Below are 26,495 nucleotides of genomic sequence, written 5' to 3' on the forward strand. Positions count from 1 at the left end.
CGAGGCTGACATGACACTCGATGCACAACTGCTGATCGATGGCGCGTGGCGTGCCGCGCAGGGCGGGGCGACCGCGGCGTCGGTCAATCCCGCCAACGGGGAGACCATCGGCTGCTACGCCGCCGCCGACCTGGCCGATGCACATGGCGCGATCGCCGCAGCCCGCCGAGCCTTCGAACGACCCGACTGGGCCCAGGCACCTCGGCTGCGCCAGCAGGTCATGCTCCATTGGGCCGATGCGCTGGAGCGCAAGAGCGACGAACTGGCGCGGCTGCTGACGCTGGAGAACGGCAAGGTGCTCGCGCAGTCGCGCGGGGAGATGGCCGGTGCGATCTCGGAGATTCGCTACTACGCCGGGCTCGCGCGCACCTACCCCGGCCACGTGTTCGAGGTCGAGCCGGGTGTGTTCTCCACCCTGATCAAGGAACCGGCCGGGGTGGCCGGCCTGATCATTCCCTGGAACGCTCCGGTGGTGCTGCTCATCCGTGCGCTGACGCCTGCAATGGCGGCCGGCTGCACTGTGGTGATCAAGCCGGCGCCGCAGTCCGCGCTGATCACCGCAGCGGTGATCGCCGAACTGCACGCCGTGCTCGCCCCGCTGGGCGACAGGGTTCGAGGAGTCGTCAACCTGGTGAGCGAGCGCGGCCACGACGTGGCCCAGACCCTCGTCACTTCCCCCGAGGTGGACGTGATCAGTTTCACCGGCAGCAATGCCACCGGGGCACGCATCATGGCTGCGGCCGCGCCGACGATGAAGAAGCTGTCGCTGGAACTCGGCGGCAAGGCGGCCTGCGTGGTGTTCGACGACGTCGACGTGGAGCGCGTGGCGGGTCAGCTGGCCGCCGCCGCGACCATCATCTCCGGCCAGCAGTGCACGGCTGCGCGGCGCGTGCTGGTGCACGCCTCGAAATTCGACGCCATGAAGGTGGCGCTGTCGCGTGCGCTGGCGTCGCTGGTAGTGGCTCCGGGAGACTCGCCCGGCGCGCAGGTCGGCCCGCTCATCGATGCTGCCTCGCGCGAGCGAGTCGCTTCGCAGATCGAGCGCTCGCTGGCTGAGGCCGACGAAGTGGTCCTGCGAGGCGGCCGGCCCGGGGGGGCCCTGGCGGCCGGCTGCTTCCTGACCCCCCACGCTAGTGGCACACCGAGATACCGGTGCCTTCTTTCTGCAAGAAGAGATCTTCGGCCCGCTGGTCGTCATCGAGCGCTTCGAGGACGAGGCCGAGGCTGTCGCGCGCGCCAATCACAGCGAGTACGGGCTGGCGGCCAGCGTGTGGACGCACGACGGTGCGCGTGCGATGCGCGTGGCGCGGGCGTTGCGCAATGGCACCGTGTGGATCAACGACCACAACAAGCTCTTTGCCGAGGCCGAGACCGGTGGATACCGGCGCAGCGGCCTGGGTCGACTGCACGGCGTCGATGCACTCGTCGACTTCACCGAGATCAAGCACATCTATCAGAACGTGGGCGTCGTTGGCGCCTGACCCCTGCATCCGAGGAACTGCCATGAAACTTCACGAACTCGCCCATCCCGCCGCCGTACTGCCCGCCGAGCTCGACGGCTTCCGCATCGAGCTCAAGCCCGAGCAGGAGCGCGCCGACATCGTGCTCGACCGGCCGCCGTTCAACGTCGTGAGCATGCTGGCGCGAGATCAGCTTCGCATCGCGTTCGAAGCACTGGATGCCGACGAGCGGATTCGCGTGATCGTGCTGCGAGGCGCCGGCGAACACTTCTCCAGCGGGGGTGACATCAAGGGCTTTCTCGCGGCGACGCCCGAGCATGTCAGCAAGCTGGCCTGGAACGTCGCGGCTCCTGCGCGCTGCAGCAAGCCGGTGATCGCCGCAGGCCGCGGTTACTGCTTCGGGGTCGGCTTCGAGTTGTCGCTGGCCTGCGACTTCCGCCTGGCCACCGAGACGACGCTCTATGCGCTGCCGGAGCAGAAGCTCGGCCAGATTCCCGGATCCGGCGGTTCGGCCCGGCTACAAAAAATGGTCGGCATCACGCGCACCAAGGACATCGTGATGCGCTCGCGGCGCATCACTGGCCGCCAGGCCTTTGAGTGGGGCGTGGCCACCGACTGCGTGCCCGACGCCGAGCTCGATCGGGCCACCGATGCGCTGGTGGAAGAACTGCGCGCGTTCTCGCCGATCGCGCAGCGCACCGCCAAGAAGCTGCTCAACGACACCGAGGACTCCCCGCTGTCCATCGCCATCGAGCTGGAGGGCCACTGCTACTCGCGCCTGCGCAGCTCGGAAGACTTCCGTGAAGGCGTCGAGGCGTTCCACAGCAAGCGCAAGCCGGCCTTCGTCGGCCGCTGATCAGGTCAATCCACCGCCTGCAAGGAGGCTGCATGGTCAACGAAATCTCGAGATCGCGTCGCGCGCTGACGCTGGCTGCCGGCGCTGCTGCGCTGACGGCGCCGTGGATCGCGCCGGCGCGCGCCGCCGACTATCCCGGCGGACCGCTTCGCATCGTCGTGCCCTACCCGGCGGGTGGGTTCAACGACACGCTCGGACGACTGATCGCGAAGCAGCTGTCCGCGGCGTGGAAGGTGAGCGCCGTGGTGGACAACAAGCCGGGTGCCGGGACTGTGATCGGTACGCAGGCCGTGGCCACGGCCCCGGCCGATGGCCAGACGCTGCTCGTCATCCAGTTTCCGTTCGCCTCGAATCCCTGGCTCTACAAGCTGCCCTACGACACCGAACGCGCGTTCGCCCCCGTGATCCTGGCCGGGCGCTCGCCCATGGTGTTGGTCACCCATGCGGGCAGCCCCTATCGCGCCGTCGCCGATGTGCTGACCGCGGCGCGCGCCACTCCGGACAGGATCAACTACGGCACCTCGGGTGCCGGCTCGTCCAATCATCTGGCCATGGTGCTGTTCGAGAGCCAGGCCGGCGTGCGCATGAACCCCGTGCCCTACAAGGGCAGCGCTCCGCTGATGACCGACCTGTCTGGGGGGCATGTCGGGCTTGCCGTCGACCTGCTGCCGCAAGTGCTGCCGTTCATTCAGGCCGGCAAGGCGCGCGCGCTGGCCATTGCAAGCCGGCGTCGATCACCCCTGCTTCCGGATGTGCCGACCGCTGCCGAAGTCGGCCTGCCAGGATACGAGGTGTCGTCCTGGCACGGCTTCGTCGTGCCGGCGGGTACGCCGCAGCCTGCAATCGACAAGCTCAATCGCGAGATCGACCGAATCCTTTCCACCGAAGAAGTCCAGCGCGCGTTCGCGGCTCAGGGCGTCACCCCCGACGGTGGCTCACCGGCAGTGTTGCGCGACTTCATTGCCGCACAGATGACGCTGTGGAAGCGCGTCATCGAACAGCACGGGATCAAGGCCGAGTAAACCCAAACACAACTCCAGGAGACAGACCATGAACCGACATCACCTCAACACGCTGGCCGCCACTCTCGCGATCGCCGCACCCCTGGCTGCATCCGCCCAGACCGGACCGATCCGTGTCGGCGTCGTCACCCCGCTGTCGGGCACCTACGCCGGCATCGGCCAGCAGGTGAAGTGGGGCCTGGACCTCGCCGCCGCGCAGATCAACGCGGCCGGCGGCGTGATGGGACGCAGGCTGGAGCTGGTCTACGAGGACGAGGAAGCCAACCCGGCCGTGGCCACGCAGAAGGCCGAGAAGCTGTTCCAGGTCGGCAAGGTCGACTTCCTCACCGGCACGGTGAACTCGGGTTCGACCCTGGCCGTGGGCCAGGTGGCAGAGCGCAACAACCGGCTGATTGCGACCACGGTGTCGTTCGCCGACTCGATCACTGCCGACAAGTGCAGCCCCAACGTGTTCCGCGTCAATGCGCGCGCGGGCATGCAGAGCGCTGCGCTGGCCGACTGGATGGCCTCGACGCAGAAGAATGCCAACGTCTTCTACCTTGGGCCCGACTACGAGATGGGCCGCAGCACGGTGGCGGCCTTCAAGGCGGCGGCGGAGGGCAAGGGCGCCAAGACCGCCGGCGAGGTGTTCGCGCCGCTGGACAACAAGGACTACTCGCCCTACTTCGGCCAGATTCGCGGCGCGCGTCCGACGGTGATCTACACCTCGGTGGCGGGCAACGACACGGTTCGGCTGTTCACGCAGATGGCCGAGTTCGGCGTCAACCGCAACGTGCAGGTCGTCGGCGCGTCGGGCACGGTGACCTCGCAGAACCTCGGTGCCATCGGCAAGGCTGCCGACGGCTTCGTCACCGGTGTCGGCTACTCGTCCAGCATCGACTCGCAGGAGAACCGCAAGTTCGTCGCCGACTTCGAGGCAGCGAACAAGTCCAAGCCCGATCTGTACGGCGCCGACTCCTATGGCGTTCTGTTCTTCTACAAGGCGGCGGTTGAGAAGGCCAAGAGCACCGACACCGACAAGGTGCGCGAGGCGATGCGTGGCCTGCAATGGGCCACCCCGCAAGGCACCAAGACCATGCGTGCCGGCGACCACCAGGCGATGCAGGACATGTACGCGGTGAAGGTCGAGGGCGGCCAGTTCCAGATCGTCGGCAAGGTTGCTGCCGAGGCGGCGATCGGGCCCGACACCTGCGCCCGGTTCTGAGGACGGCACCATGCTGGACTGGCTGCAGTTCGTGCTGGCGCCACAGGTCATCAACGGCCTGTCGATCGGCGTCGCCGTGGTGCTGATGGCGCTCGGGCTGACGATCATCTTCGGCCTGCTCGACGTCATCAACATGGCGCACGGCGAGTTCTACGCGATCGGCGCCTATGCGGCGCTGGCACTGATCGGCGTGGGCCTGCCGTTCTGGTGGGCGCTGGCGCTGACGCCGCTGCTGATGGCGGCGGTGGGCTACGCGACGGAGCGAGCGCTGATCGAGCGTGTATTCCACAGCAAGGACCGCCATACGCTGACCCTGCTTCTGACCTTCGGCATCGCCATCATCCTCGAAGACATCCTGAAGATCGTCTTCGGCGCGAATCCGCTGCGCATCGAGCAGCCGATCTCCGGGGCCACCGAGATGTTCGGACTGTTCTTCCCCAACTACCGCCTGTTCCTGATGGCGGTGGGCACCGCGGTCATCGCGGCGGTGTGGCTGCTCGTGTTCCGCACCCGGCTCGGCGCGATGGTGCGCGCCGCTGCCTTCGACCGCCACATGGCCGCATCGCTGGGCGTGCCGGTGAGCGTGGTCTACGCCGGTACCTTTGCCTTCGGCGTGGCGCTGGCCGGCCTGTCGGGTGTGCTGCTCGCGCCGATCTACTCGGTGTTCCCGACCATGGGCCGCGACTTCGTGCTGATCGCCTTCAGCGTGGTGATCATCGGCGGCATGGGCTCGATCAAGGGAGCAGTGATCGCCGGGCTGCTGCTGACCCAGGTGCAGTCGATCTCGAGCTTGGTCATCTCGCCGGTGTGGAGCGATCCGCTGTTGTTCGGGATCATGGTGTTGGTGCTGATGTGGCGCCCGCACGGTCTCTTCGGGAGACTCGGCCATGGCTGACGTTCTGACCCTCGGCCGGGCACCCGCCCCGACGGCCGGCGCGCGGCGTTCCGCAGTGCGCTGGTTGAGCTACGCCTTCTTCGCGATCGCTCTGCTGTTCGCGGCCGTGGCGGCCGCGCTGGGTGACGTGTTCTTCTTCCGGCTGGCCACCGAGTCGCTGATCTTTGGCGGGCTGGCGCTCAGCGTCGACCTGCTGCTCGGGCGCACGGGCCTGCTGCCGCTCGGGCAGGCGCTGTTCTTCGGCTTCGGCGCCTACGTCTCGGCGCTGACGCTCAAGCATCTCGCGCCCTCGCTGCCGCTGGCGCTGGCGGTGGTGCTGGTCAGCGGCACGCTGGTCGGGCTGGTCGGCGGGCTGATCGCGATCCGTGCCAAGGGCGTTTACTTCGCGCTGATCAGCTTCGGGCTGGCCCAGGTGGTCAGCAAGATCGTCTTCAACACCCGCGAGCTGGGCGCGTCGGACGGGCTGATCGGCGTGCCTGCGCCGATCATTAACCTCGGTGTGGCGAGCCTCGACACGGCGCATGCGCCGAGCTTCTTCCTGCTCGTGCTGGCCGGCATGGCCGCACTGCTGGCGCTGCTGATGCGCCTGATGGACACGCCCTTCGGGCGCCAGCTCGACGCGATCCGCACCAACGAGCACCGTCTGGCCTTCCTCGGCTTCGACCCCTGGCGCTACAAGCTAGCGGCTTTCGTGCTCGCCGCCGACATCGCCGCGCTCAGCGGCGCGCTCTACCCCATGCTGCGCGGCTTCGTCTCGCCCGAGCTGATGTTCTTCCAGGTCTCCGGCAACGCGGTGATCAACGTGATCGTCGGCGGCACGGGCACCTTCGTCGGTGCGCTGTACGGCTCGGCGCTGCTGACGGCGCTCAAGTCCGTGGTCGGCTCCTTCACCGCCCACCATGCCATCGTGATCGGCGCGTTGTTCGTCGTCTCGGTGATCTTCTTTCCCAAGGGTCTGGTGGGCTACCTCGCGCCGGCCCTGGAGCGCCTGTGGAGTCGCCGATGAAGCCGACGACCGACGAGGCGATCCTGCAGGTGCGCGGCCTGACCGTGCGCTTCGGGTCGCTGGTGGCCGTGGACGGTGTCGGCTTTGACGCGCAGCGTGGCCATATCACCGCGGTGATCGGCCCCAACGGTGCCGGCAAGAGCAGCCTGTTCAACCTGATCAGCGGCGCAATCCGGCCCAGCGCCGGCCAGGTGCTGCTCGAAGGCCACGACGTGACAGGCGCGAGCCCCGACCGGATGCTCGCCGCCGGGCTGTCGCGATCGTTCCAGATCACCAACCTTTTTTTCGAACTGCCGGTGCGCGAGAACCTGCGCCTGGCGGCTCAGTTCGTCGAAGCCGGGCACGGCCTGCTGCGCCACGTCTCGGCCAGCCGCGCGGCGCAGCAGCGGGTCGAGGAGCTGATCGAGCGCTTCTCGCTGCAGGCCCGCGCCGACGAGCTCGCTGGCTTCCTGTCGCATGGCGAGCAGCGCCGGCTGGAGATCGCCGTCGCGCTGGCCGCCCGGCCGCGGCTGCTCTTGCTCGACGAGCCGACCCAGGGCATGAGCCATGCCGACACGCAGGACACCGCCGAGCTGATCAGCGGGCTGGCCGACGAGGGACTGTCCATCCTGCTGGTCGAACACGACGTCGACCTGGTGATGAACCTGTCGGACCACGTGGTCGTCATGCACCAGGGCGCCAAGCTCGCGGAAGGCCGGCCGGAGTCGGTGCGCGCCGATCCAGCCGTACAGGCTGCGTACTTCGGGGAGGCTGCCCATGCTTGAGCTGCGCGACATCCATACCCATTACGGCCTGAGCCATGTGCTGCAGGGCGTGAGCCTGCACGTGAATGCCGGCGAAGTGGTCGGCCTGTTCGGCCGCAACGGCGTGGGCAAGACCACGGTGATGAAGACCATCGCCGGCTGGGTGGCGCCAAGCCGCGGAACGGTGCAGTTGGAGGGGCAGGCGATCGGCGGAGTTCCGCCGGAGCGCATCTGCCGCCGAGGCATCGGCTTCGTGCCCGAAGACCGGCGCATCTTCCCGGGCCTGACGGTGCAGGAGAACCTGGTGCTCGGCTTCATGCAGCAGCCCGGCCGCAGCCGCGCGGAAGATCGGCGCAGCCTCGATGCCATCTACACGCGCTTTCCGCGCCTGAGCGAGCGGCGAGGCCAGATGGGCACGACGCTGTCCGGCGGCGAGCAGCAGATGCTGGCCATGGCGCGGGTGCTCGTCGGGGCGCCCCGGCTGCTGCTGATCGACGAGCCGACCGAGGGGCTGGCGCCGAAGATCGTCGACGAGATCTTCGGGCTGATGGAAGGGCTGCGCCGCGATGGCATCCCGATCCTGCTGGTGGAGCAGAACATGCACCGCGCTATCGGCATCGTGCAGCGCTTCTACGTACTGGAGCGCGGCGCCGTCGTGCTCGAAGGCGATGGTGGCAATACCTCGCACCGCGAAGCGCTGGTGCGGCAGCTGGCGGTCTGACATGACGGCAAGCGACGCGCGCATCGCATGGCTGCCGACAGCCGAGGCGCTCGAGTGCGAGGGCGCCGAGGCGATTGCTTGCCTGTCTGTGGGCGCGGAAGCAGGATTCGTCGCCGTGGCGATGAGCCCTTCACTCTCGACCAGCGATATCGGGCATGACATTCGTGCTGAGGCAACGCGCCTGGGCATGCGATGCATCGCCCTCGACGAGGCGGCGCACTACCGGCTCACCGTCCCCCTCGGGCAGGCGGAACGCCGAGCGCAGGCGCATGCACTCTCGCGCGACGGGTTCGATGGGTTGATCCTATGCGTGAGCTGCGAGGGCCTAACTCGTGCTGAATCGCTGCTGGCAACGGCCCGTGCGCTCGTACGAGATCTGGACCAGCGCGACGGGGAGTCTGACCACTAGCTTCTCGGATCTTTCGGTGGACGCAGCCGATTATGGAAGGCAAAGATGCTGCTCGGCCGACGGTCTGGGAGCGGCACCAACCACCGTAGAGTCGATGACTTCACGCGCGAGCGAGCGTGAGCGACAAGTCGGGGCCGTGTGCGCAATGGCCGAGTTGGTGGCGTAGATGGCTTAACCGGTGGATCAGCCTGCAGAACGCCGCATCGCAACCGTGTCCCGGGCTCCTGCGGGCGCTTTAGGTGACGCGCTTGCCGCATAGTTGCCCGGGACACCTGCGAAATCGCGCCAGCCTGACCTTTCGAACGCCGGCTTTTGGGCGCCTGATCAGGCGAGACGAACTTCGCAGATGGGTCGGGTTCAGACGGTCGTCTCAGGCAGAAGCAGTCGTTCGTGGACCGTGACGCAAGCAGTATCGATCGAGCGGCCGGTCAAGGAGGCGCAGCGGTCATCCGAGGCGCTGCCCCGTGAGCGACCGGTTCCGGTCCATGCCGTCGTTCAACGGCCGAGACTGATCGGCCGCAGACAGTCTGAACGTGACTTCCAAGGAGCAGTTTGGGCTCCAACTGCCGCCTCAATGGTGCGCTGACGCCCTTGACCAGTCGATCGTCTCGCTCGGCTCAACGTCGTCCCCTTCGACGCGCGAGACAGCAACCGGAACCTCCGCTCCCAATCCGCGCAGCTTGTCCAACTGATCCGCCCAAGCCTGCATCATGGTCCGCCGCGCAGGCAAGTGCTCTGCATGGTTGTAGGCCGCCTTCACTGCATTACGCTCGGCGTGCGACAACTGCCGCTCGATCACGTCCGATGGCCAACCGGCTTCATGCAGCAGCGTCGAGGCCATGCCCCTGAAGCCGTGCGCCGTGATGTCTGCCTTCTCGTAGCCGAGTCGTCGAAGCGCCGCATTGACGGTGTTCTCGCTCATGGGCTCACCGTTCGTCCGCACGCCGGGAAAGACCCAGCGGCCCTTGCCGGTCAGGGGCTGCAGATCCTTCAGGATCTCGATGGCCTGACGAGCCAGCGGGACGATGTGCATCACGCGGCCCTTCATCTTCGCGGTCGGGATGCGCCACTCAGCGGCGTCCAGATTGATCTCGCTCCACTCTGCGCGACGCAGCTCGCCAGGTCGCACGAACAGCAGCGGCGACAGCTTCAGCGCGCATCGGGTGAGGAGTCCGCCGTCGTAGCCGTCGATGTCGCGCAGCAGCTGGCCGATGTCGCGTGCGTCGACCAGGGTGGCGTAGTGCTCGGGCTTCCAGGGCGTCAGGGCGCCCCGCAGGTCGCGGCTCGGGTCGCTCTCGGCGCGACCTGTCGCCACGGCGTAGCGGAAGACCTGGCCGCAGTTCTGCTGGACGCGGTGCGTGGTCTCGATGGCACCTCGTTCCTCGACGCGCTTGAGCAGGGCGCAGGTCCATTGGCTTGATGCTGCCGACCGGTTTGGCGCCGATCCACGGAAAGACGTCCATCTCCAGCCGTCGGATGATCTTGGTGGCGTGCGACTCGGCCCAGGTCGGGGCGAACTTGGCGTGCCACTCGCGTGCAACTTCTTCGAAGCTGCCGGCCAGCGGCAGGCCGGCTGCGATCCGCTGTTCGGTGTCTCGCTCGACGGCGGCGGCGTCCCTGGCCTCCTTGCGCACCTCGCTCGGATCCACGCCTGCGCTGACGAGCTTTCGTGCCTCCTCGGCCTTCTGGCGAGCCAGGCTGAGGCCCGTGCTCGGGTAGGTGCCCAGGCTGAGCGTCTTGCGGCGGCCACGGATGCTGTAGTGGAGGCGCCAGCCGTGCGATCCGCCCTTCACGAACAGCAGCAGGTAGAGGCCCGCGCCGTCGCTCAGGCGACGTCGCGAGTCACCCGGCTTGATCGACTTGATCGTGGTGTTCGAGGCGATGAGGTGGTGCGCCATGCAGTAACTCCGCAGCCAATTCCTGCGAAATTTTGAGGTTACTGCGGGAGTTCCTGCAATGTGAACTCGGACCCGGTGGCACGTCCCGGGTTCGCTCCGGACAAGAAAAAGCCCTAGAGCGTTGATTCTCTAGGGCTTTTTCGCTACCTCAGGGCTGTTCCGGGACTGCCTGGAACACCTTCGGATGGACCGGTGGTGGAGACGAGGAGGATCGAACTCCCGACCTTCGCATTGCGAACGCGACGCTCTCCCAGCTGAGCTACGTCCCCACGGCCGCGCGGTGTTCGCGCGGGAGCGAGATTCTAGCCGAACTCGCAGACGCCAACAATCAGGCCGCCAATAACGGCCGGGGATGCCGGCCGCATTAGGTTTTACGGCCGATTTCGATCAGCGCTTTGCGCCTTCGCGCACTCCCTGTGCGAGATCTTTCATCCCCTTCCTGCGACACCTTGCGGAAGACCCTTTTCACAAGGCCGTTGAAATTCAAGAAGTAAGAGGTTTGGTCGTTACCGCGAAGGCGTAGCTGAGGTTCCGTCGATCTGTCGCGCGACTGGAGCGGAATCGCATGTCATGAAGTACGCATGCGATCTCCCGCGGTGTAGCACCGCCTTACATGAACCGACTTATCCGAGCGTTCCGGCGCGAGCAGCCGGGAGCCACCTAGGAGTTAAGGCATGACCACGTTTTCCGTGAGCAGTGGAGTGACGACCCTCGACAACGACAGCGTTCTGGGGACGTCTGGCACGACCGACAGAGTCACACTGCTGGGTGAGGGAGGGGGGGCGTCGCTTTCGTCCATAGAATCGGTGCTCGGTTCCACGGGCACGTCGGACCATGTCGTGCTCCTCGACTCGTCTGCGACGACGCTGCTGATGAACGCGGTCGAATCGGTCGTCGGTTCATCGGCCGATGGCGATGTCGTGAGGCTCCTCAGCTCAACCAACACTTCTGTCTCGGCGATCGAGACGGTCCTCGGAAGCACCGGATCGGATACCGTCAGCCTGCTCGCGGCTGGCACGCTCAATGTGAGCTCGGTGGAATCGGTGCTGGGCACTTCGGGAACGGACATCGTCAACCGGCTCGGCGCCGGCGCCATGCGCGTCAGCAACGTCGAGAGCGTGGTGGGCAGCAGCGGAATCGACAGCGTGACGCTCGAAGGCGGAGGCACGCTGGCCGTCTCCGGCGTGGAAACACTGGTTGGAGGTTCCGACACCGACATCGCGACGATGCTCGCCGCCGCCACGCTTCGCGTGAGCACGGTGGAAACGGTCATCGGCAGTTCGGGAAGCGACACCGTCACCGTCCTGGGCGGCACGCCGACCGCAGTTTCGGCGGTCGAGACCGTCACGGGCACCACGGCAACCGACACGGTCACGATGCTCGACGCCGGGTCCATCGCGGCCAGCAGCATCGAGACGCTGATCGGTTCGACGGACACGAGCGACGCCCTGCGCATGCTGGGCGCGGGTGCGGCTTCCGTGAGCGCGATCGAGAGTGTCATCGGCAGTGCCGGCGCCGACAGCGTCGCCATGCTCGACACCGGGACGATCTCTGTTTCCGGGGTGGACACGGTCGTCGGTACGAGCGGGACCGACGTCGCGCAAATGATGGGTGCCGGGACGGTGCGCGTTTCCGGAGTCGAGACGGTACTGGGCAGCAGCGGCGCAGACGCGGCCGGGATCATCGGCGGCGGCTCGCTCGCCGTATCCGGCGTCGAAACCCTTCTGGGCGGCACGGCTACCGACACGTTCACGATGCTGTCTGGTGGATCCGTTGCGGCCAGCAGCGTGGAAAGCCTGGTCGGCACGTCCGATACAACCGATGTGCTGCGCATGCTTGGCGCGGGAAGCACGTCGGTTTCCGCCGTGGAATCCGTGATCGGAGCCGCAGGCAACGACACCATCACCATGCTGGACTCCGGCGCGCTCGCAACGAGCGCCGTGGATACCGTGGTCGGTGCGGCCGACACGGATACCCTCACCCTCCTGGGTGCAGGCGCCGCGCGTGTGAGCAGCATCGAGACCGTGGTGGGAAGCAGCGGCAGCGACACGGTGTCCATGCTGGACAGCGGCAGCATCGCGTTGTCCGCCGTCGAAACCGTTGTCGGCGGTGCCGATTCGGACGTCGCCACCATGCTGGGCACCGGCACACTGGCGCAGTCGCGCATCGAAACGGTCATCGGAACCACGGAGTCCACGGATGCGCTGCGCATGATCGGCGGCGGCACCGTGGGCGTTTCCGCCATCGAATCCGTCATTGGCGGCGCCGGCAGCGACTCGGTCGACATGCTCGCATCGGGCTCGCTCGCGGTCAGCGGCGTGGAATCGGTCACGGGTAACACCGGAACCGACACGCTGACGTTGCTCGGCGCCACTAACACGAACGTGAGTGCGATCGAGTCCGTGATCGGCAGCGCAGGCAGCGACAAGGTCACCATGCTCGACAGCGGTGATCTCGGCGTGTCCGCTGTGGACACCCTCGTCGGTGGCAGCGGAACCGACGTGGTGTCGATGCTGGGTGCGGGTACGACGCGCCTGAGCAACGTCGAGACGGTGCTTGGGAGCAGCGGCACGGATACCGCCGGCATCCTGGGTGGCGGGGAGCTTGCCGTCTCCGGAGTGGAGTCCGTGCTGGGCAGCACGGCAACCGACTCGGTCAGCATGCTGTCGGCCGGTACCGTCGCGGCGAGCAGCGTCGAATCCGTCGTGGGTACCACGGACTCGGCCGACGTCCTCCGGATGCTCGGATCCGGCAACACATCCGTTTCCGCCATCGAATCCGTCATCGGCAGCGTCGGCGTCGACGGGGTCACCATGATGGCTTCCGGTTCGCTTGCAGCGAGCACGGTGGAGACGGTCATCGGCGGTGCCGACAGTGACACGCTGACTCTGATGGGCGCTGGCAACGCGCGCGTGAGCAGCATCGAAACGGTGATCGGAAGCTCTGCGTCCGACACCATCACCATGCTCGGCGCCGGTGACATTGCCTTGTCCGCCGTGGAAACCCTGGTGGGCAGCGCCGACACGGACGTCGCCAAGATGCTCGGAACCGGCACCGTCTCGACCTCGCGTATCGAAACAGTTGTCGGAACGACGGAGTCGACGGACGCCCTGCGGATGCTGGGCGGTGGCACGACGGCAGTCTCCGCGATCGAGACGGTGGTGGGCGGCACCACCACCGATACGGTGAACATGCTGGCATCGGGATCCCTCTCCACCAGCCTGGTTGACAGCATCGTGGGCGCTGCCGACACCGACACCCTCACCATGCTGGGCGGCGGCACGGCACGCGTGAGCAGCATCGAGACGGTCCTGGGCGGAGCGGCCTCGGACTCGGTCGTCATGCTGGAGAGCGGGAATCTGGCCGTATCTTCGGTCGAATCGGTCACCGGCAACTCCGGCAGCGATGTCGTCACGATGCTTGGCGCAGGCACGACCCGCGTCAGCGGGGTCGAGACCATCATCGGGAGCTCCGGCACCGATACCGCAGGCATCATCGGTGGCGGTGAACTGGCGATCAGCGGCATCGAGACTGTGACAGGCGGCACGGGCACCGATTCGGTCTCCCTGCTCGCCACAGGAACCGTCGCGGCCAGCACCATCGAGTCCGTCGTCGGTACGACAGAGACGACGGATGTGCTGCGCATGCTGGGCGGTGCCGCCTCGGTGTCCGCCATCGAAACCGTGCTGGGAAGCGCGGCCAGCGACACGGTGAGCCTTCTGGCCGGTGGCAATCTCGCCGTGTCCAGCGTGGAATCCCTTGTCGGCACTGCCGACACCGATGTCGCCACCATGCTCGGCGCCGGAACCATGCGCACGAGCGCCATCGAAACGGTGGTCGGCAGCAGCGGCACGGACACGGCCGGAATCATCGGCGGCGGAACCCTGGCCGTGACCGATGTGGAAACGGTGCTCGGCGGAACGGGCACGGACGCCGTGAACATGCTCGGAGCCGGCACGCTGGCGGCGAGCAACGTCGAGACGGTGGTGGGCACCGATTCCACCACGACCAGCGACGTCCTGCGGATGGTCGGTGCCGGAAACACGTCCATTTCCGCTATCGAATCCGTGCTGGGAAGTACGTCCTCCGACACGGTCACGATGCTGGCCTCGGGCAGTCTGGCCGCGAGCTCCATTGAAACGGTGGTCGGTGGGGCCGATACCGACACCCTGACGATGCTTGGTGCGGGCGCCACGCGGGTGAGCGGCATCGAGACCGTGCTGGGCAGCACCGGATCCGACACGGTGACCATGCTCGATGCCGGAACGCTCGGCGTGTCTGCCGTGGAAACCCTCGTCGGTACCGCCGACGCCGATGTCGCCAGGATGCTCGGTTCCGGCACCATGGCTGCGTCCCGCATCGAGACGGTCATCGGCACTGCCGCCACGGACGCCAGCGACATTCTGCGCATGCTGGGCGGCGGCTCCGCCTCCATCTCAGCAATCGAAACCGTTCTGGGCGGGACTGCCACGGACTCCGTGTCCATGCTTGCGTCCGGTTCTCTCGCCGTGAGCAGCGTCGAGTCCGTGGTGGGTGAATCGGGTACGGACACGCTGACCATGCTGGGCGCCGGCTCCGCGTCGGTAAGCGGCATCGAATCCGTGATCGGAAGCACCGGCAGCGACACCGTCACCATGCTTGCCGGCGGCGACATCGCCGTATCGCGCGTGGAAACCCTCGTGGGCACCGGAGACTCCGATGTCGCGACACTGCTCGGCGCAGGCACGACCCGCGTGAGCGGCGTGGAAACGGTGCTGGGAAGCAGCGCGGCCGATGCGGTCGGCGTGCTCGGCGGCGGTTCGCTCACCGTGTCGGGTGTCGAGACGCTGCTCGGCGGCACGGGCACCGATTCCTTCACCATGCTGTCCGCGGGAACCGTGGCCGGCAGCGCCATCGAGACCCTCGTCGGTTCCGATGCCACCGACACCAGCGACATCCTGCGCATGCTGGGTGCGGGCAACACGTCGATCTCGTCCATCGAGACCGTCGTCGGCAGCACCTCGAGCGACTCGGTGACGATGCTCGCCTCCGGCAGTCTCGCCACGAGCAGCGTCGAGACCGTCGTGGGCGGTGCGGACACCGACACGCTGACGATCCTGGGTGGTGGAAGCGCGCGCGTGAGCGGCGTGGAGACCGTCATTGGAGGTATGTCGAGCGACACGGTCACCATGCTCTCGGGCGGTTCCATCGCCGTGTCGACCGTCGAAACCCTCGTCGGCAGCGCCGACGCCGACTCGGCCACCATGCTGGGCGCCGGCACGATGGCAACGTCGCGAGTCGAAACGGTCGTGGGCAGCGATTCCACCACGACCAATGACGTTCTCAGAGTCCTGGGCGGCGGGACGGCTTCCGTGTCCGCCATCGAAACCGTGGTCGGAACCAGCGCGACCGACAGTGTCGAGATGCTCTCGTCGGGCTCTCTCGCGACCAGCGCCATCGATTCGGTACTGGGCAATACGGGCACGGACACGCTCAGCCTGATCGGCGCGGGCACGACCCGCGTGAGCAGCATCGAGACCGTGCTGGGTTCCACGGCTTCCGAAACGGTGTCCCTGCTTTCCAGCGGCGACCTGAGTGTTTCCGCGGTCGACACGGTGGTCGGCAACAGCGACACCGATGTGGTGACGATGCTCGGCGCCGGCACGACGCGCGTCAGCAGTGTCGAGACGGTGCTGGGCAGCAGTGGCACAGACACGGTCGGCATCGTCGGCGGAGGCGCAGTTGCGCTGTCCGGCGTCGAAACGGTCACGGGCGGAACGGCTACCGACTCGGTGACGATGCTCTCCGCCGGGACCGTCGCGGCAAGCAATATCGAGTCGGTCGTCGGCTCGGACTCCACCTCGACCGACGACGTCCTGCGCATGCTGGGGGCTGGCACGACCTCCGTCTCCGCGATCGAATCGGTCGTCGGCAGCGCGGGCACGGATGCGGTCGCCATGATGGCTTCCGGCAGCCTGGCGACAAGCGCGGTCGAAACGATCATGGGCGCGAGCGACAGCGACACGCTGACTCTCATCGGCGCGAGCAACGCACGCGTGAGCGGTGTGGAGACGGTCATCGGCAGCGCGTCCAGCGACACGGTGACGATGCTCAACAGCGGCTCGATCGCCGTATCGTCCGTGGAAACTCTGGTGGGGAGTTCCGACACGGACGCGGCCACGATGCTCGGAGCCGGCACCATGACGACCTCCCGCATCGAGACGGTCGTCGGCACGGATTCCACGTCCACGAGCGACGTGCTTCGCATGCTCGGTGGCGGCAGCGCCTCCGTATCCGCCATCGAATCGGTGATCGGCAGCGCGGCGACTGATTCCGTGACGATGCTCGACTCGGGCAGCCTCGCCACCAGCACCGTGGAAACCGTCATCGGCGGCAGTGACACCGACACGCTGACCATGTTGAATGGCGGCACGGTTCGTGTGAGCAGCATCGAAACGGTTCTGGGCGGCACGGCCTCCGATACCGTGTCCATGCTGGAGAGTGGCAGCCTCGCCATCTCTTCGGTCGAAACCGTGGCCGGCAACACGGGAACGGACGTCGTGTCGATGCTCGGTGCGGGCACCACGAGGATGAGCAACGTCGAAACGCTGCTGGGCAGCTCCGGCACCGACACCGCCGCGATCCTGGGTGGCGGCGACATGGCGATTTCCGGCGTGGAAACGGTCCAGGGGGGCACGGGCACCGACTCCGTGACCATGCTGTCGTCTGGCACCCTCGCGGCCAGCGCCGTGGAATCCATCGTCGGCACGACGGAATCCACGGACGTGTTGCGCGTGCTCGGCGGTGCCGCGTCGGTGTCTGCCATCGAATCGGTCCTCGGCAGCGCGGCGAGCGACACGGTCACGATGATTGCGAGCGGCAACCTGAGCGTCTCCAGCGTCGAAACGCTGGTGGGCGGCAGCGATACCGATGTCGCCACGATGCTGGGTGCGGGCACGATGCGCGTCAGCGGCGTCGAAACCGTGCTGGGCAGCTCCGGTAGCGACACGGCGGCGATCCTTGGCGGTGGCGAACTCGCGGTCTCCGGAGTGGAAACGGTTCAGGGCAGCGCCGTCACGGATTCCGTGACGATGCTGTCGGGCGGCACCGTTGCCGCGAGCGCAGTGGAATCGGTGGAGGGCACGACGGGTTCCACCGACGTTCTGCGAATGCTGGGCGGCGGCACGACGTCCGTGTCGGCCATCGAATCGGTGCTGGGCTCGGTGTCCAGCGACAGCGTCGAGATGCTTGCCTCGGGCAGCCTGGCCGTGAGCAGTATCGAGACGGTCATGGGCGCCGGCGACACCGACACGCTGACACTGCTCGGTGCCTCGAATGCCCGCATCAGCGGTGTCGAGTCGGTCATCGGCAGCAGCGCCACCGACACTGTCACCATGCTGAGCGGCGGCGATCTCGCCACGTCGCTGGTCGAGACCATCGTCGGCAGCGCCGACGCCGACGTCCTGACCCTCTTGGGCGCAGGACGCGCGGCGGTGTCCCGCATCGAGACGGTCGTGGGTTCGTCCGGGACCGATACCGCACAGATGCTGGGAGGCGGCGATCTCGCCGTGACACTGGTCGAGACCGTGGTCGGTGGAACGGGCACGGACAGCGTCACGATGCTTGCTTCGGGCAGCATCGCGGCGAGCGCGGTCGAGACTCTCGTGGGTTCCACGGGCACCGACACCCTGACCATGATCGGAGCGGGTGCCGTCAAGGTAAGCGGCGTCGAAAGCGTGCTCGGCAGCACCGGCTCGGATTCGGTGACCCTGCTGGAGAGCGGCAGCCTCGCGGTGTCGTCGGTCGAGACCGTGGTGGGCAACTCCGGCAGCGACGTGATCACGATGCTCGGCGCGGGTGCCACCAAGGTGTCTGCGGTCGAAACACTCGTCGGCAGCGCCGGCACCGACACGGCAACTCTGCTGGGCGGTGGCGAGCTCGCCATCACCGGCGTCGAGACCGTCGTCGGCGGCACGGGCACGGACTCGATCACCATGCTTGCCGGCGGCACGCTTGCCGCCAGTGCGGTGGAGTCCGTCCTCGGTACCACGGGCACCTCGGATGTGATGCGCATGCTGGGCGGAGGCACTTCCTCGGTATCGGCCATCGAATCCGTTCTTGGCGGCACGGCGTCCGACACGGTCGTCCTCATGCAGAGCGGCAACATCTCCGTGTCCAGCGTCGAGACGCTGGTCGGTGGCGCGGAAACGGACATCGCGACGATGCTCGGTGCAGGCACGATGCGCGTGTCCAACGTCGAGACGGTCGTGGGCTCCAGCGGCAGCGACACGGTCATCGTCCTGGGCGAGGGCGCAGTCCTCGCGTCGGGCGTCGAGACGTTCATCGGCAGCGCGGCCACCGACTCGGTGACCATGCTGACGGCGGGCACGTTCGCCGCGAGCAGCGTGGAATCGGTCACCGGAACGACGGGCACGGCGGACGTGCTTCGCATGCTCGGCGCAGGCAGCAGCTCCATCAGCGCCATAGAAACGGTGATCGGCAGCACGGCCTCGGATACGGTCACGCTGATGGCGTCCGGTTCCATCGCAGCCAGCGCGGTGGAAACCGTGATCGGCGCGGCGGACACGGATACGCTCACCATGCTTGGCGGCGGGACGGCACGAATCAGCTCCATCGAGACGGTTCTGGGCGGTACGGCTTCCGACTCGGTCGTGATGCTCGAAAGTGGCAACCTCTCCGTGTCGTCGGTCGAGACGGTCACGGGCAACACCACGACGGATGTCGTCACCATGCTGGGCGCCGGCACGATGCGCGTCTCCAGCGTCGAGACCGTGCTGGGCAGCGCGGCCACGGACACCGCGGCGATCCTGGGAGGCGGCGAGGTCGCGCTCTCCGGCGTCGAAACGGTTCTGGGCGGCACGGGCACCGACTCGGTCACCATGCTCTCGGCAGGCACCCTCGCGGCCAGCAGCGTCGAATCGGTGGTCGGCACGGATTCGACGTCCACGAACGACGTGCTGAGAATGCTGGGCGGCGCTGCATCGGTCTCCGCGATCGAGACGGTGCTGGGCGGCACAGCCTCCGACACGGTGACCATGATGGCGGGCGGCAGCCTGGGCATCTCCAGCGTCGAGACGGTGGTGGGCAGCAGCGACACCGACGTCATCTCGATGCTCGGTGCGGGCACCGCGGCCGTGTCGCGCGTCGAAACCGTGATTGGAAGCGCCGCGAACGAAACGGCAGTTCTGCTGGGTGGCGGCGAACTGAAGGTGTCGGCGCTCGAAACGGTCGTCGGCGGAACGGGTACCGATACCGTGACGATGCTCGGCGCCGGCACACTGGTCGCGTCGGCCATCGAGTCGGTGGTGGGCTCGGATTCCACGTCGACGAACGACGTGCTGCGTCTGGTGGGCGCGACGAACGCGTCGGTCTCGGCCATCGAGTCGGTGATCGGCGGCACGGCGACCGACACGATCACGATGCTCGCTTCCGGTTCCTTGGCGACGAGCGGCGTGGAAACGGTCGTCGGTGGCAGCGATGCGGATGTGCTCACGTTGCTGGGAGCAGGCACCGTCGCCGTGTCGGCGATCGAGAGCATCCTCGGCAGCACGGCCGTCGACTCCGCCGTACTCATCGGCGGCGGCGACCTGGCGGTCTCGCGAGTCGATACGGTGGTCGGCGGTGACTCCACCGACACCATCACGATGCTCGGGGCGGGCAGCCTTGCCGTGTCGCGCGTCGAATCGGTGATCGGATCGGCCTCCACGACGACCAACGACGTGGTGAGCCTGCTCGGCGGCGGCGCGGTCGCGCTGTCGGCGGTCGAGACGGTCGTGGGTGGCACCGGCACGGATTCCGTGACGATGCTGGCTTCCGGTTCTCTGGCGGCGAGTGCGGTCGAATCGGTTCTCGGCACGGGGGGCACGGACATACTTACGAAGATCGGCGGCGGTACGACGTCGATCTCCGGTATCGAGACGGTGATCGGCGGTTCGGCCAGCGACACGCTGGCGATGCTGTCGGAAGGCGAACTGACCATCTCGTCCATCGAGACAGTGGTGGGCACGAGTTCCAGCGACACGCTGACCATGCTCGGCGGCGGTACGACGGCCCTGTCGAATGTCGAGACCGTGATCGGTTCGACGACCTCGGCGGACGTGACCCGCATGCTGGGCGGCGGCGATCTCACGGTGTCGAATGTCGACACCGTGCTGGGCGGTACGGGTACCGATACCGTCACGGTCCTGGGCGGTGGCAGCGTGCGCGTCAGTGCCGTCGAGACGGTGCTGGGCGGCGGCGACACCGACACGGTGACGATGCTGGGGGCCGGATCGATCCGCGTGAGCCTGGTCGAGTCGGTGCTCGGGACGACGGGGACGAGCGATACCGCCGTGATGCTCTCGGCAGGTGCGATCTCCGCGTCCGCGATCGAAACTGTCGTGGGTACGACGGATACGGACACGCTGACGATGCTGGGAGCCGGAAGCACGGCGGTGTCGGCGATCGAGACGGTGACGGGAAGTGCGGCGGCGACGGACATCGTGACGATGCTGGGTGGCGGCGCGCTGGCGACGTCAGCGGTGGAGACGGTGCTGGGTGGAACGGGCACGGACTCGGTGACGATGCTGGGAGCCGGAACGCTGGCGGCCAGTGCGGTGGAATCGGTGATCGGCTCGGATTCGACGACGACGAACGACGTGCTGCGCCTGCTGGGAGCGACGACGACGTCGGTGTCGGCGGTCGAGACGATGATGGGAAGCACGGGGACGGACACGGTGACGATGCTGCACGCCGGATCTCTGGCGGCGAGCAACGTGGAGACGGTGGTGGGTTCGGACTCGACGAGCACGGACGACGTGCTGCGGATTCTGGGTGCGGGCTCGACGGGCATCTCGGCGGTGGAAACGGTGATTGGTGTCACGGCGGACGAGACCGTGACGATGCTGGCGGCGGGCGATGTGTCGGCCTCGGCGATCGACACGGTGATCGGCAGCAGCGGGACGGACTCCTGACCATGCTCGGAGCGGGTACGGTGGAGGTGAGCCGGATCGAGACGGTGGTGGGGAACACGAGCAGCGGCGATGTGGTGTCGATGCTGGGTGCAGGTGGACTGTCGCTGTCGGCGGTGGAGACGGTGCTGGGAAGCACATCGACGGACACAGTGACGATGCTGGCGGCGGGAACGCTGGCGGCGTCGAAGGTGGAGTCGGTGATCGGGTCGGATTCGACGAGCACGGACGACGTGCTGAGGCTGCTGGGAGCGGGAACGACGGCGGTGTCGGCGGTCGAATCGGTGGTGGGCGGCACGGCGGTGGATGTGGTGACGATGCTGGCGGCGGGCGACCTGAGCGTGTCTGCGGTGGACACGCTGGTGGGCACGACCGGAACGGACACGGCGACGATGCTGGGAGCGGGAACGCTGGCGGTGTCGGCGGTGGAATCGGTGGTGGGCGGCACGGCCACGGTCGAGGTGGTCTCGCTGTTGGGCGGCGGCGCCTTCGAGGTGTCGTCCATCGACACGGTTGTCGGAGGAACGGGCACCGATACGGTGACGATGCTCGGCGCGGGTACGGTCGCCGTCTCGGCGGTCGAATCGGTGGTGGGCTCCGGCTCCACCGCGACCGACGACGTGGTACGTGTCCTCGGCGGAAGCGTGAGCGTCTCCGACATCGAGACGGTGCTGGGCGGAACGGCGACCGAAGTGGTCACCATGCTTGCCGCGGGCGATCTGAAGACCTCCCTGGTCGACACGGTCGTGGGCACGACGGGTACGGACACGTTGACGATGCTGGGAGCCGGAAGCACGGCGGTGTCTGCGGTCGAGACGGTGACGGGAAGTGCGGCGGCGACGGACATCGTGACGATGCTGGGTGGCGGCGCGCTGGCGACGTCGGCGGTGGAGACGGTGCTGGGTGGAACGGGCACGGACTCGGTGACGATGCTGGGAGCCGGAACGCTGGCGGCCAGTGCGGTGGAATCGGTGATCGGCTCGGATTCGACGACGACGAACGACGTGCTGAGGCTGCTGGGAGCGACGACGACGTCGGTGTCGGCGGTCGAGACGGTGATGGGAAGCACGGGGACGGACACGGTGACGATGCTGGATGCCGGATCTCTGGCGGCGAGCAACGTGGAGACGGTGGTGGGTTCGGACTCGACGAGCACGGACGACGTGCTGCGGATTCTGGGTGCGGGCTCGACGGGCATCTCGGCGGTGGAAACGGTGATTGGTGTCACGGCGGACGAGACCGTGACGATGCTGGCGGCGGGCGATGTGTCGGCCTCGGCGATCGACACGGTGATCGGCAGCAGCGGACGGACTCCTGACCATGCTCGGAGCGGGTACGGTGGAGGTGAGCCGGATCGAGACGGTGGTGGGGAACACGAGCAGCGGCGATGTGGTGTCGATGCTGGGTGCAGGCGGACTGTCGCTGTCGGCGGTGGAGACGGTGCTGGGAAGCACGTCGACGGACACGGTGACGATGCTGGATGCGGGAACGCTGGCGGCGTCGAAGGTGGAGTCGGTGATCGGGTCGGATTCGACGACGACGGACGACGTGCTGAGGCTGCTGGGAGCGGGAACGACGGCGGTGTCGGCGGTCGAGTCGGTGGTCGGCGGCACGGCGGTGGACGTGGTGACGATGCTGGCGGCGGGCGACCTGAGCGTGTCTGCGGTGGACACGCTGGTGGGCACGACGGGCACGGACACGGCGACGATGCTGGGAGCGGGAACACTGGCGGTGTCGGCGGTGGAATCGGTGGTGGGCAACACGTCGACGGGCGACATCGCCCGGATGCTGGCCTCGGGTTCGGTGTCGGTGTCGGCGGTCGAGACGGTGCTGGGCTTCACCGGCACGGACACGGTCACCATGCTCGGCGCGGGCACGGTTGCCGCAAGCTCCGTCGAATCCGTGATCGGTTCGGATTCCACGACGACCGACGACGTACTGCGGGTGCTGGGTGGCGGTACCGCCTCCATCTCCGCGGTGGAGAGTGTCCTGGGCAGCACCGCGACCGACACGGTGAGCATGCTGGCCAGCGGTGACCTTGCGGTGTCCGCGGTCGATACGGTGATTGCCAACACGGGCACGGACACCATCACGATGCTGGGCGCGGGCTCCATGTCCGTGTCTGCGGTCGAGACGGTGACGGGAAGTGCGGCGGCGACGGACATCGTGACGATGCTGGGTGGCGGCGCGCTGGCGACGTCGGCGGTGGAGACGGTGCTGGGTGGAACGGGCACGGACTCGGTGACGATGCTGGGAGCCGGAACGCTGGCGGCCAGTGCGGTGGAATCGGTGATCGGCTCGGATTCGACGACGACGAACGACGTGCTGCGCCTGCTGGGAGCGACGACGACGTCGGTGTCGGCGGTCGAGACGGTGATGGGAAGCACGGGGACGGACACGGTGACGATGCTGGATGCCGGATCTCTGGCGGCGAGCAACGTGGAGACGGTGGTGGGTTCGGACTCGACGAGCACGGACGACGTGCTGCGGATCCTGGGTGCGGGCTCGACAGGCATCTCGGCGGTGGAAACGGTGATCGGGGTGACGGCGGACGAGACCGTGACGATGCTGGCGGCGGGCGATGTGTCGGCCTCGGCGATCGACACGGTGATCGGCAGCAGCGGGACGGACTCCCTGACCATGCTCGGAGCGGGTACGGTGGAGGTGAGCCGGATCGAGACGGTGGTGGGGAACACGAGCAGCGGCGATGTGGTGTCGATGCTGGGTGCGGGCGGACTGTCGCTGTCGGCGGTGGAGACGGTGCTGGGAAGCACGTCGACGGACACGGTGACGATGCTGGCGGCGGGAACGCTGGCGGCGTCGAAGGTGGAGTCGGTGATCGGCTCGGATTCGACGAGCACGGACGACGTGCTGAGGCTGCTGGGAGCGGGAACGACGGCGGTGTCGGCGATCGAATCGGTGGTGGGCGGCACGGCGGTGGATGTGGTGACGATGCTGGCGGCGGGCGACCTGAGCGTGTCTGCGGTGGACACGCTGGTGGGCACGACGGGCACGGACACGGCGACGCTGCTGGGCGCGGGAACGACGGCGGTGTCGGCGATCGAATCGGTGGTGGGCAACACGTCCACCGGCGACATCGCCCGGATGCTGGCCTCGGGTTCGGTGTCGGTGTCGGCGGTCGAGACGGTGCTGGGCTTCACCGGTACGGACACGGTCACCATGCTCGGCGCGGGCACGCTGGTTACCAGCGCGGTCGAGTCGATCGTGGGCAGCGCGTCCACCAGCACGGATGACGTACTGCGGCTGATCGGCGGCGGCACGGCCAACGTGACGGATGTCGAGACGGTCCTGGGTTCGTCCGTGGCCGACGCGGTGAACATGCTCGCCAGCGGTGACCTCGCCATCTCCTCGGTGGAGACGGTGGTTGCCCACACGGGTACGGACACCATCACGATGCTGGGCGCGGGCAGCCTGTCCGCGTCGCGCGTCGAGTCGGTGATCGGCAGCTCCGGTGTCGACATCGTGACGCTCCTGGGCGGCACGGCGATGGCGGTGTCCAGCGTCGAGACGCTCATCGGGACGGCGGCCACGGACACGGCCGAAATGCTGGGCGCGGGCACGATGCGCATCAGCTCGATCGAGACCGTGACCGGAAGCGCCAGCACCGACACGGTGGCCATGCTGGGCAGCGGCGCCCTCACGGTGTCGGCGGTCGAAACGGTCACGGGCACTTCGGGCACCGACACGGTGACCATGCTGGAGGCCGGCACGCTGGCCGCGAGCATCGTCGAATCCGTGGTGGGTACCAACTCCACGACGACGGACGATGTCCTGCGTCTGATGAGCACCGGGACGGTCTCGGTCTCGGCGATCGAGAGCGTGGTGGGTGTCGCGGGCACCGACGTGGTCAAGATGCTGGCAAGCGGAGATCTCTCCGTGAGCGCCATCGACACGGTGATCGGCCATACGGGTACGGACACGGTCACGATGCTGGCAGGCGGCACCATGAAGGTGAGCGCGGTCGAATCCGTCCTCGGCAGTGCCGGCACCGACACGGTGTCGATGCTGACGGCGGGCAGCCTCACGGTCTCCGCGGTCGAGACTGTGCTGGGTGCCAGCGGGACGGACACCATCACGACGCTGTCGGCCGGCACCATGGCGGTCAGCGCGGTCGAGTCGGTCATCGGCTCCAACTCCACGTCGACGGACGACGTGCTGCGGATGCTGAGCGCGGGCAGCCTCGCGGTATCCGCCTACGAGTCGGTGATCGGCAGCAGCGGCGTGGAGACGGTGTCCATGATGGCCTCCGGCGACATGGCGGTCAGCGCGGTCGACACTCTGGTGGGCTTCACCGGGACGGACACCGTCACCCTGCTGGGTGCCGGCACGACGGCGGTTTCCGCGGTCGAGTCGGTGCTGGGCAGCGGCGGTACGGACATCACCAGGCTCCTGGCCTCGGGCGACCTGGTGGTATCGGGCGTCGAGACGGTGCTGGGCTTCACCGGCACCGACACGGTGTCGATGCTGGGGGCGGGCACCATGGCCGTCAGCTCGGTGGAGACGATCGTCGGCTCCAACTCCACCTCGACGGACGACGTCCTGCGCCTCCTGGGTGCCCAGACGGCGGCAGTCTCGGCGGTCGAGACGGTCATCGGCAGCACGGGCACCGACACGGTGTCGATGCTGGCAGGCGGAACGCTGTCGGTCAGTGCGATCGAGGGAGTGACGGGTACGACCGGCACCTCCGACGTCCTGCACATGATCGGCGGCGGCACGGTCTCCGTGTCGGCGATCGAGTCGGTGGTGGGCTCGGCCAGCACGGACCGGGTCACCATGGCCGCGGCGGACGACATCTCGGTGAGCAACGTGGAGACGGTCACCGGTTCCGCGGGCGCCGATTCGGTCACCCTGCTGGCCTCCGGAACGCTGACGACGTCCAACGTCGAGACGGCCGTCGGTACCTCCGGCGCGGACACCTTCGTCTTCACCGGCAGCACCGGCGTATCGGTGACCGGTGGCGGCGGGGCGGACTCCTATACGGCAAGCTCCGGCAACGACACCTTCATCTTCACGTCGAACAGCGACTCGACCTCGGGGGCGGCGGACACGATCACGGGCTTCTCGGCGGGCGCTGGCGCGGCGGACGTGCTGGACTTCAGCGCGATCACCAGCTCCGGCACGCTGCAGACGGTCTCGGGAACGTACGACGCCGGCACCGGTGGATCAGGTGGCCAGGCGATCGTGCGGACGACGGGCGTGCTGGAGGTCGACACGGACGGCGACGGCTCGACCGACATCCAGATCAACCTGCCGGGCGTGGCGGTGAACGGCCTCAACTCCAACGATATCGCCTGGTAACGGGTTGTCCGGG

11 protein-coding genes, 1 tRNA gene and 2 pseudogenes are annotated in these 26,495 nt (G+C 67.6%); 11 read left to right on the forward strand and 3 right to left on the reverse strand.

Annotated elements, in window-relative coordinates; translation table 11 throughout:
• Positions 1 to 10 precede the first annotated feature (10 nt).
• The 9 genes and pseudogenes from IPK20_05700 to IPK20_05740 all read left to right on the forward strand — a co-directional run bounded on the left by IPK20_05700 (position 11) and on the right by IPK20_05740 (position 8,316).
• Positions 11 to 1,481 (forward strand): annotated as a pseudogene (locus IPK20_05700) (aldehyde dehydrogenase family protein).
• A 22-nt stretch (positions 1,482 to 1,503) separates the two neighbouring features.
• Positions 1,504 to 2,316 carry an enoyl-CoA hydratase/isomerase family protein gene (locus tag IPK20_05705; protein MBK8016257.1) on the forward strand — a complete coding sequence of 271 codons (813 nt, stop codon included), beginning with the start codon at positions 1,504 to 1,506 and terminating at the stop codon, positions 2,314 to 2,316.
• A gap of 32 nt (positions 2,317 to 2,348) precedes the next feature.
• Positions 2,349 to 3,338, forward strand: a complete 990-nt coding sequence (locus tag IPK20_05710) for a tripartite tricarboxylate transporter substrate binding protein (protein MBK8016258.1) — start codon at positions 2,349 to 2,351, stop codon at positions 3,336 to 3,338.
• A gap of 28 nt (positions 3,339 to 3,366) precedes the next feature.
• A complete protein-coding gene (locus IPK20_05715) occupies positions 3,367 to 4,542 on the forward strand; it encodes an ABC transporter substrate-binding protein (GenBank protein MBK8016259.1) in 1,176 nt (391 codons plus the stop codon).
• A gap of 10 nt (positions 4,543 to 4,552) precedes the next feature.
• On the forward strand, positions 4,553 to 5,437 hold the full coding sequence (locus tag IPK20_05720) for a branched-chain amino acid ABC transporter permease (GenBank protein ID MBK8016260.1): 885 nt from the start codon (positions 4,553 to 4,555) through the stop codon (positions 5,435 to 5,437).
• Complete coding sequence (locus IPK20_05725) at positions 5,430 to 6,443, forward strand: branched-chain amino acid ABC transporter permease (GenBank protein MBK8016261.1); 1,014 nt, start codon at positions 5,430 to 5,432, stop codon at positions 6,441 to 6,443. The genes IPK20_05720 and IPK20_05725 overlap by 8 nt, the downstream gene beginning before the upstream one ends.
• Entirely contained in the window at positions 6,440 to 7,207 is a 768-nt protein-coding gene (locus IPK20_05730; protein ID MBK8016262.1) for an ABC transporter ATP-binding protein, read from the forward strand. Before IPK20_05725 ends, IPK20_05730 begins: the two co-directional genes overlap by 4 nt.
• The gene (locus tag IPK20_05735) at positions 7,200 to 7,907 is read left to right on the forward strand and encodes an ABC transporter ATP-binding protein (GenBank protein ID MBK8016263.1); all 708 of its coding nucleotides are present in this window, start codon (positions 7,200 to 7,202) and stop codon (positions 7,905 to 7,907) included. The genes IPK20_05730 and IPK20_05735 overlap by 8 nt, the downstream gene beginning before the upstream one ends.
• Before the next feature lies 1 nt (position 7,908).
• Entirely contained in the window at positions 7,909 to 8,316 is a 408-nt protein-coding gene (locus IPK20_05740) for a hypothetical protein (protein MBK8016264.1), read from the forward strand.
• A gap of 571 nt (positions 8,317 to 8,887) precedes the next feature.
• Here the strand turns inward: IPK20_05740 and IPK20_05745 are convergent.
• Together IPK20_05745 and IPK20_05750 are read right to left on the reverse strand one after the other, a co-directional pair.
• Positions 8,888 to 10,214: pseudogene (locus IPK20_05745) on the reverse strand (tyrosine-type recombinase/integrase).
• Between the two features lie 193 nt (positions 10,215 to 10,407).
• Positions 10,408 to 10,483, reverse strand: a tRNA-Ala gene (locus IPK20_05750).
• Positions 10,484 to 10,888: 405 nt separating this feature from the next.
• On the opposite strand from IPK20_05750, the gene IPK20_05755 reads away from it, so the two are divergent.
• Positions 10,889 to 21,166, forward strand: coding sequence for a hypothetical protein (locus IPK20_05755; GenBank protein MBK8016265.1), 10,278 nt, complete (start codon positions 10,889 to 10,891; stop codon positions 21,164 to 21,166).
• Here the strand turns inward: IPK20_05755 and IPK20_05760 are convergent.
• The gene (locus tag IPK20_05760; protein ID MBK8016266.1) at positions 21,072 to 22,451 is read right to left on the reverse strand and encodes a hypothetical protein; all 1,380 of its coding nucleotides are present in this window, start codon (positions 22,449 to 22,451) and stop codon (positions 21,072 to 21,074) included. The two genes, IPK20_05755 and IPK20_05760, sit on opposite strands and share 95 nt — an antisense overlap.
• 32 nt (positions 22,452 to 22,483) lie before the next feature.
• Between IPK20_05760 and IPK20_05765 the strand changes: the two genes are divergently transcribed.
• A complete protein-coding gene (locus IPK20_05765; GenBank protein ID MBK8016267.1) occupies positions 22,484 to 26,482 on the forward strand; it encodes a hypothetical protein in 3,999 nt (1,332 codons plus the stop codon).
• Positions 26,483 to 26,495 lie beyond the last annotated feature (13 nt).

The organism is Betaproteobacteria bacterium, from assembly GCA_016713305.1.
Lineage (GTDB): Bacteria > Pseudomonadota > Gammaproteobacteria > Burkholderiales.

Coding starts and splice junctions, on each gene's coding strand:
- IPK20_05720 (MBK8016260.1), top strand. CDS start 4,553: ATGCTGGACTGGCTGCAGTTCGTGCTGGCGCCACAGGTCATCAACGGC.
- IPK20_05715 (MBK8016259.1), top strand. CDS start 3,367: ATGAACCGACATCACCTCAACACGCTGGCCGCCACTCTCGCGATCGCC.
- IPK20_05740 (MBK8016264.1), top strand. CDS start 7,909: ATGACGGCAAGCGACGCGCGCATCGCATGGCTGCCGACAGCCGAGGCG.
- IPK20_05705 (MBK8016257.1), top strand. CDS start 1,504: ATGAAACTTCACGAACTCGCCCATCCCGCCGCCGTACTGCCCGCCGAG.
- IPK20_05725 (MBK8016261.1), top strand. CDS start 5,430: ATGGCTGACGTTCTGACCCTCGGCCGGGCACCCGCCCCGACGGCCGGC.
- IPK20_05765 (MBK8016267.1), top strand. CDS start 22,484: ATGCTCGGAGCGGGTACGGTGGAGGTGAGCCGGATCGAGACGGTGGTG.
- IPK20_05710 (MBK8016258.1), top strand. CDS start 2,349: ATGGTCAACGAAATCTCGAGATCGCGTCGCGCGCTGACGCTGGCTGCC.
- IPK20_05755 (MBK8016265.1), top strand. CDS start 10,889: ATGACCACGTTTTCCGTGAGCAGTGGAGTGACGACCCTCGACAACGAC.
- IPK20_05735 (MBK8016263.1), top strand. CDS start 7,200: ATGCTTGAGCTGCGCGACATCCATACCCATTACGGCCTGAGCCATGTG.
- IPK20_05730 (MBK8016262.1), top strand. CDS start 6,440: ATGAAGCCGACGACCGACGAGGCGATCCTGCAGGTGCGCGGCCTGACC.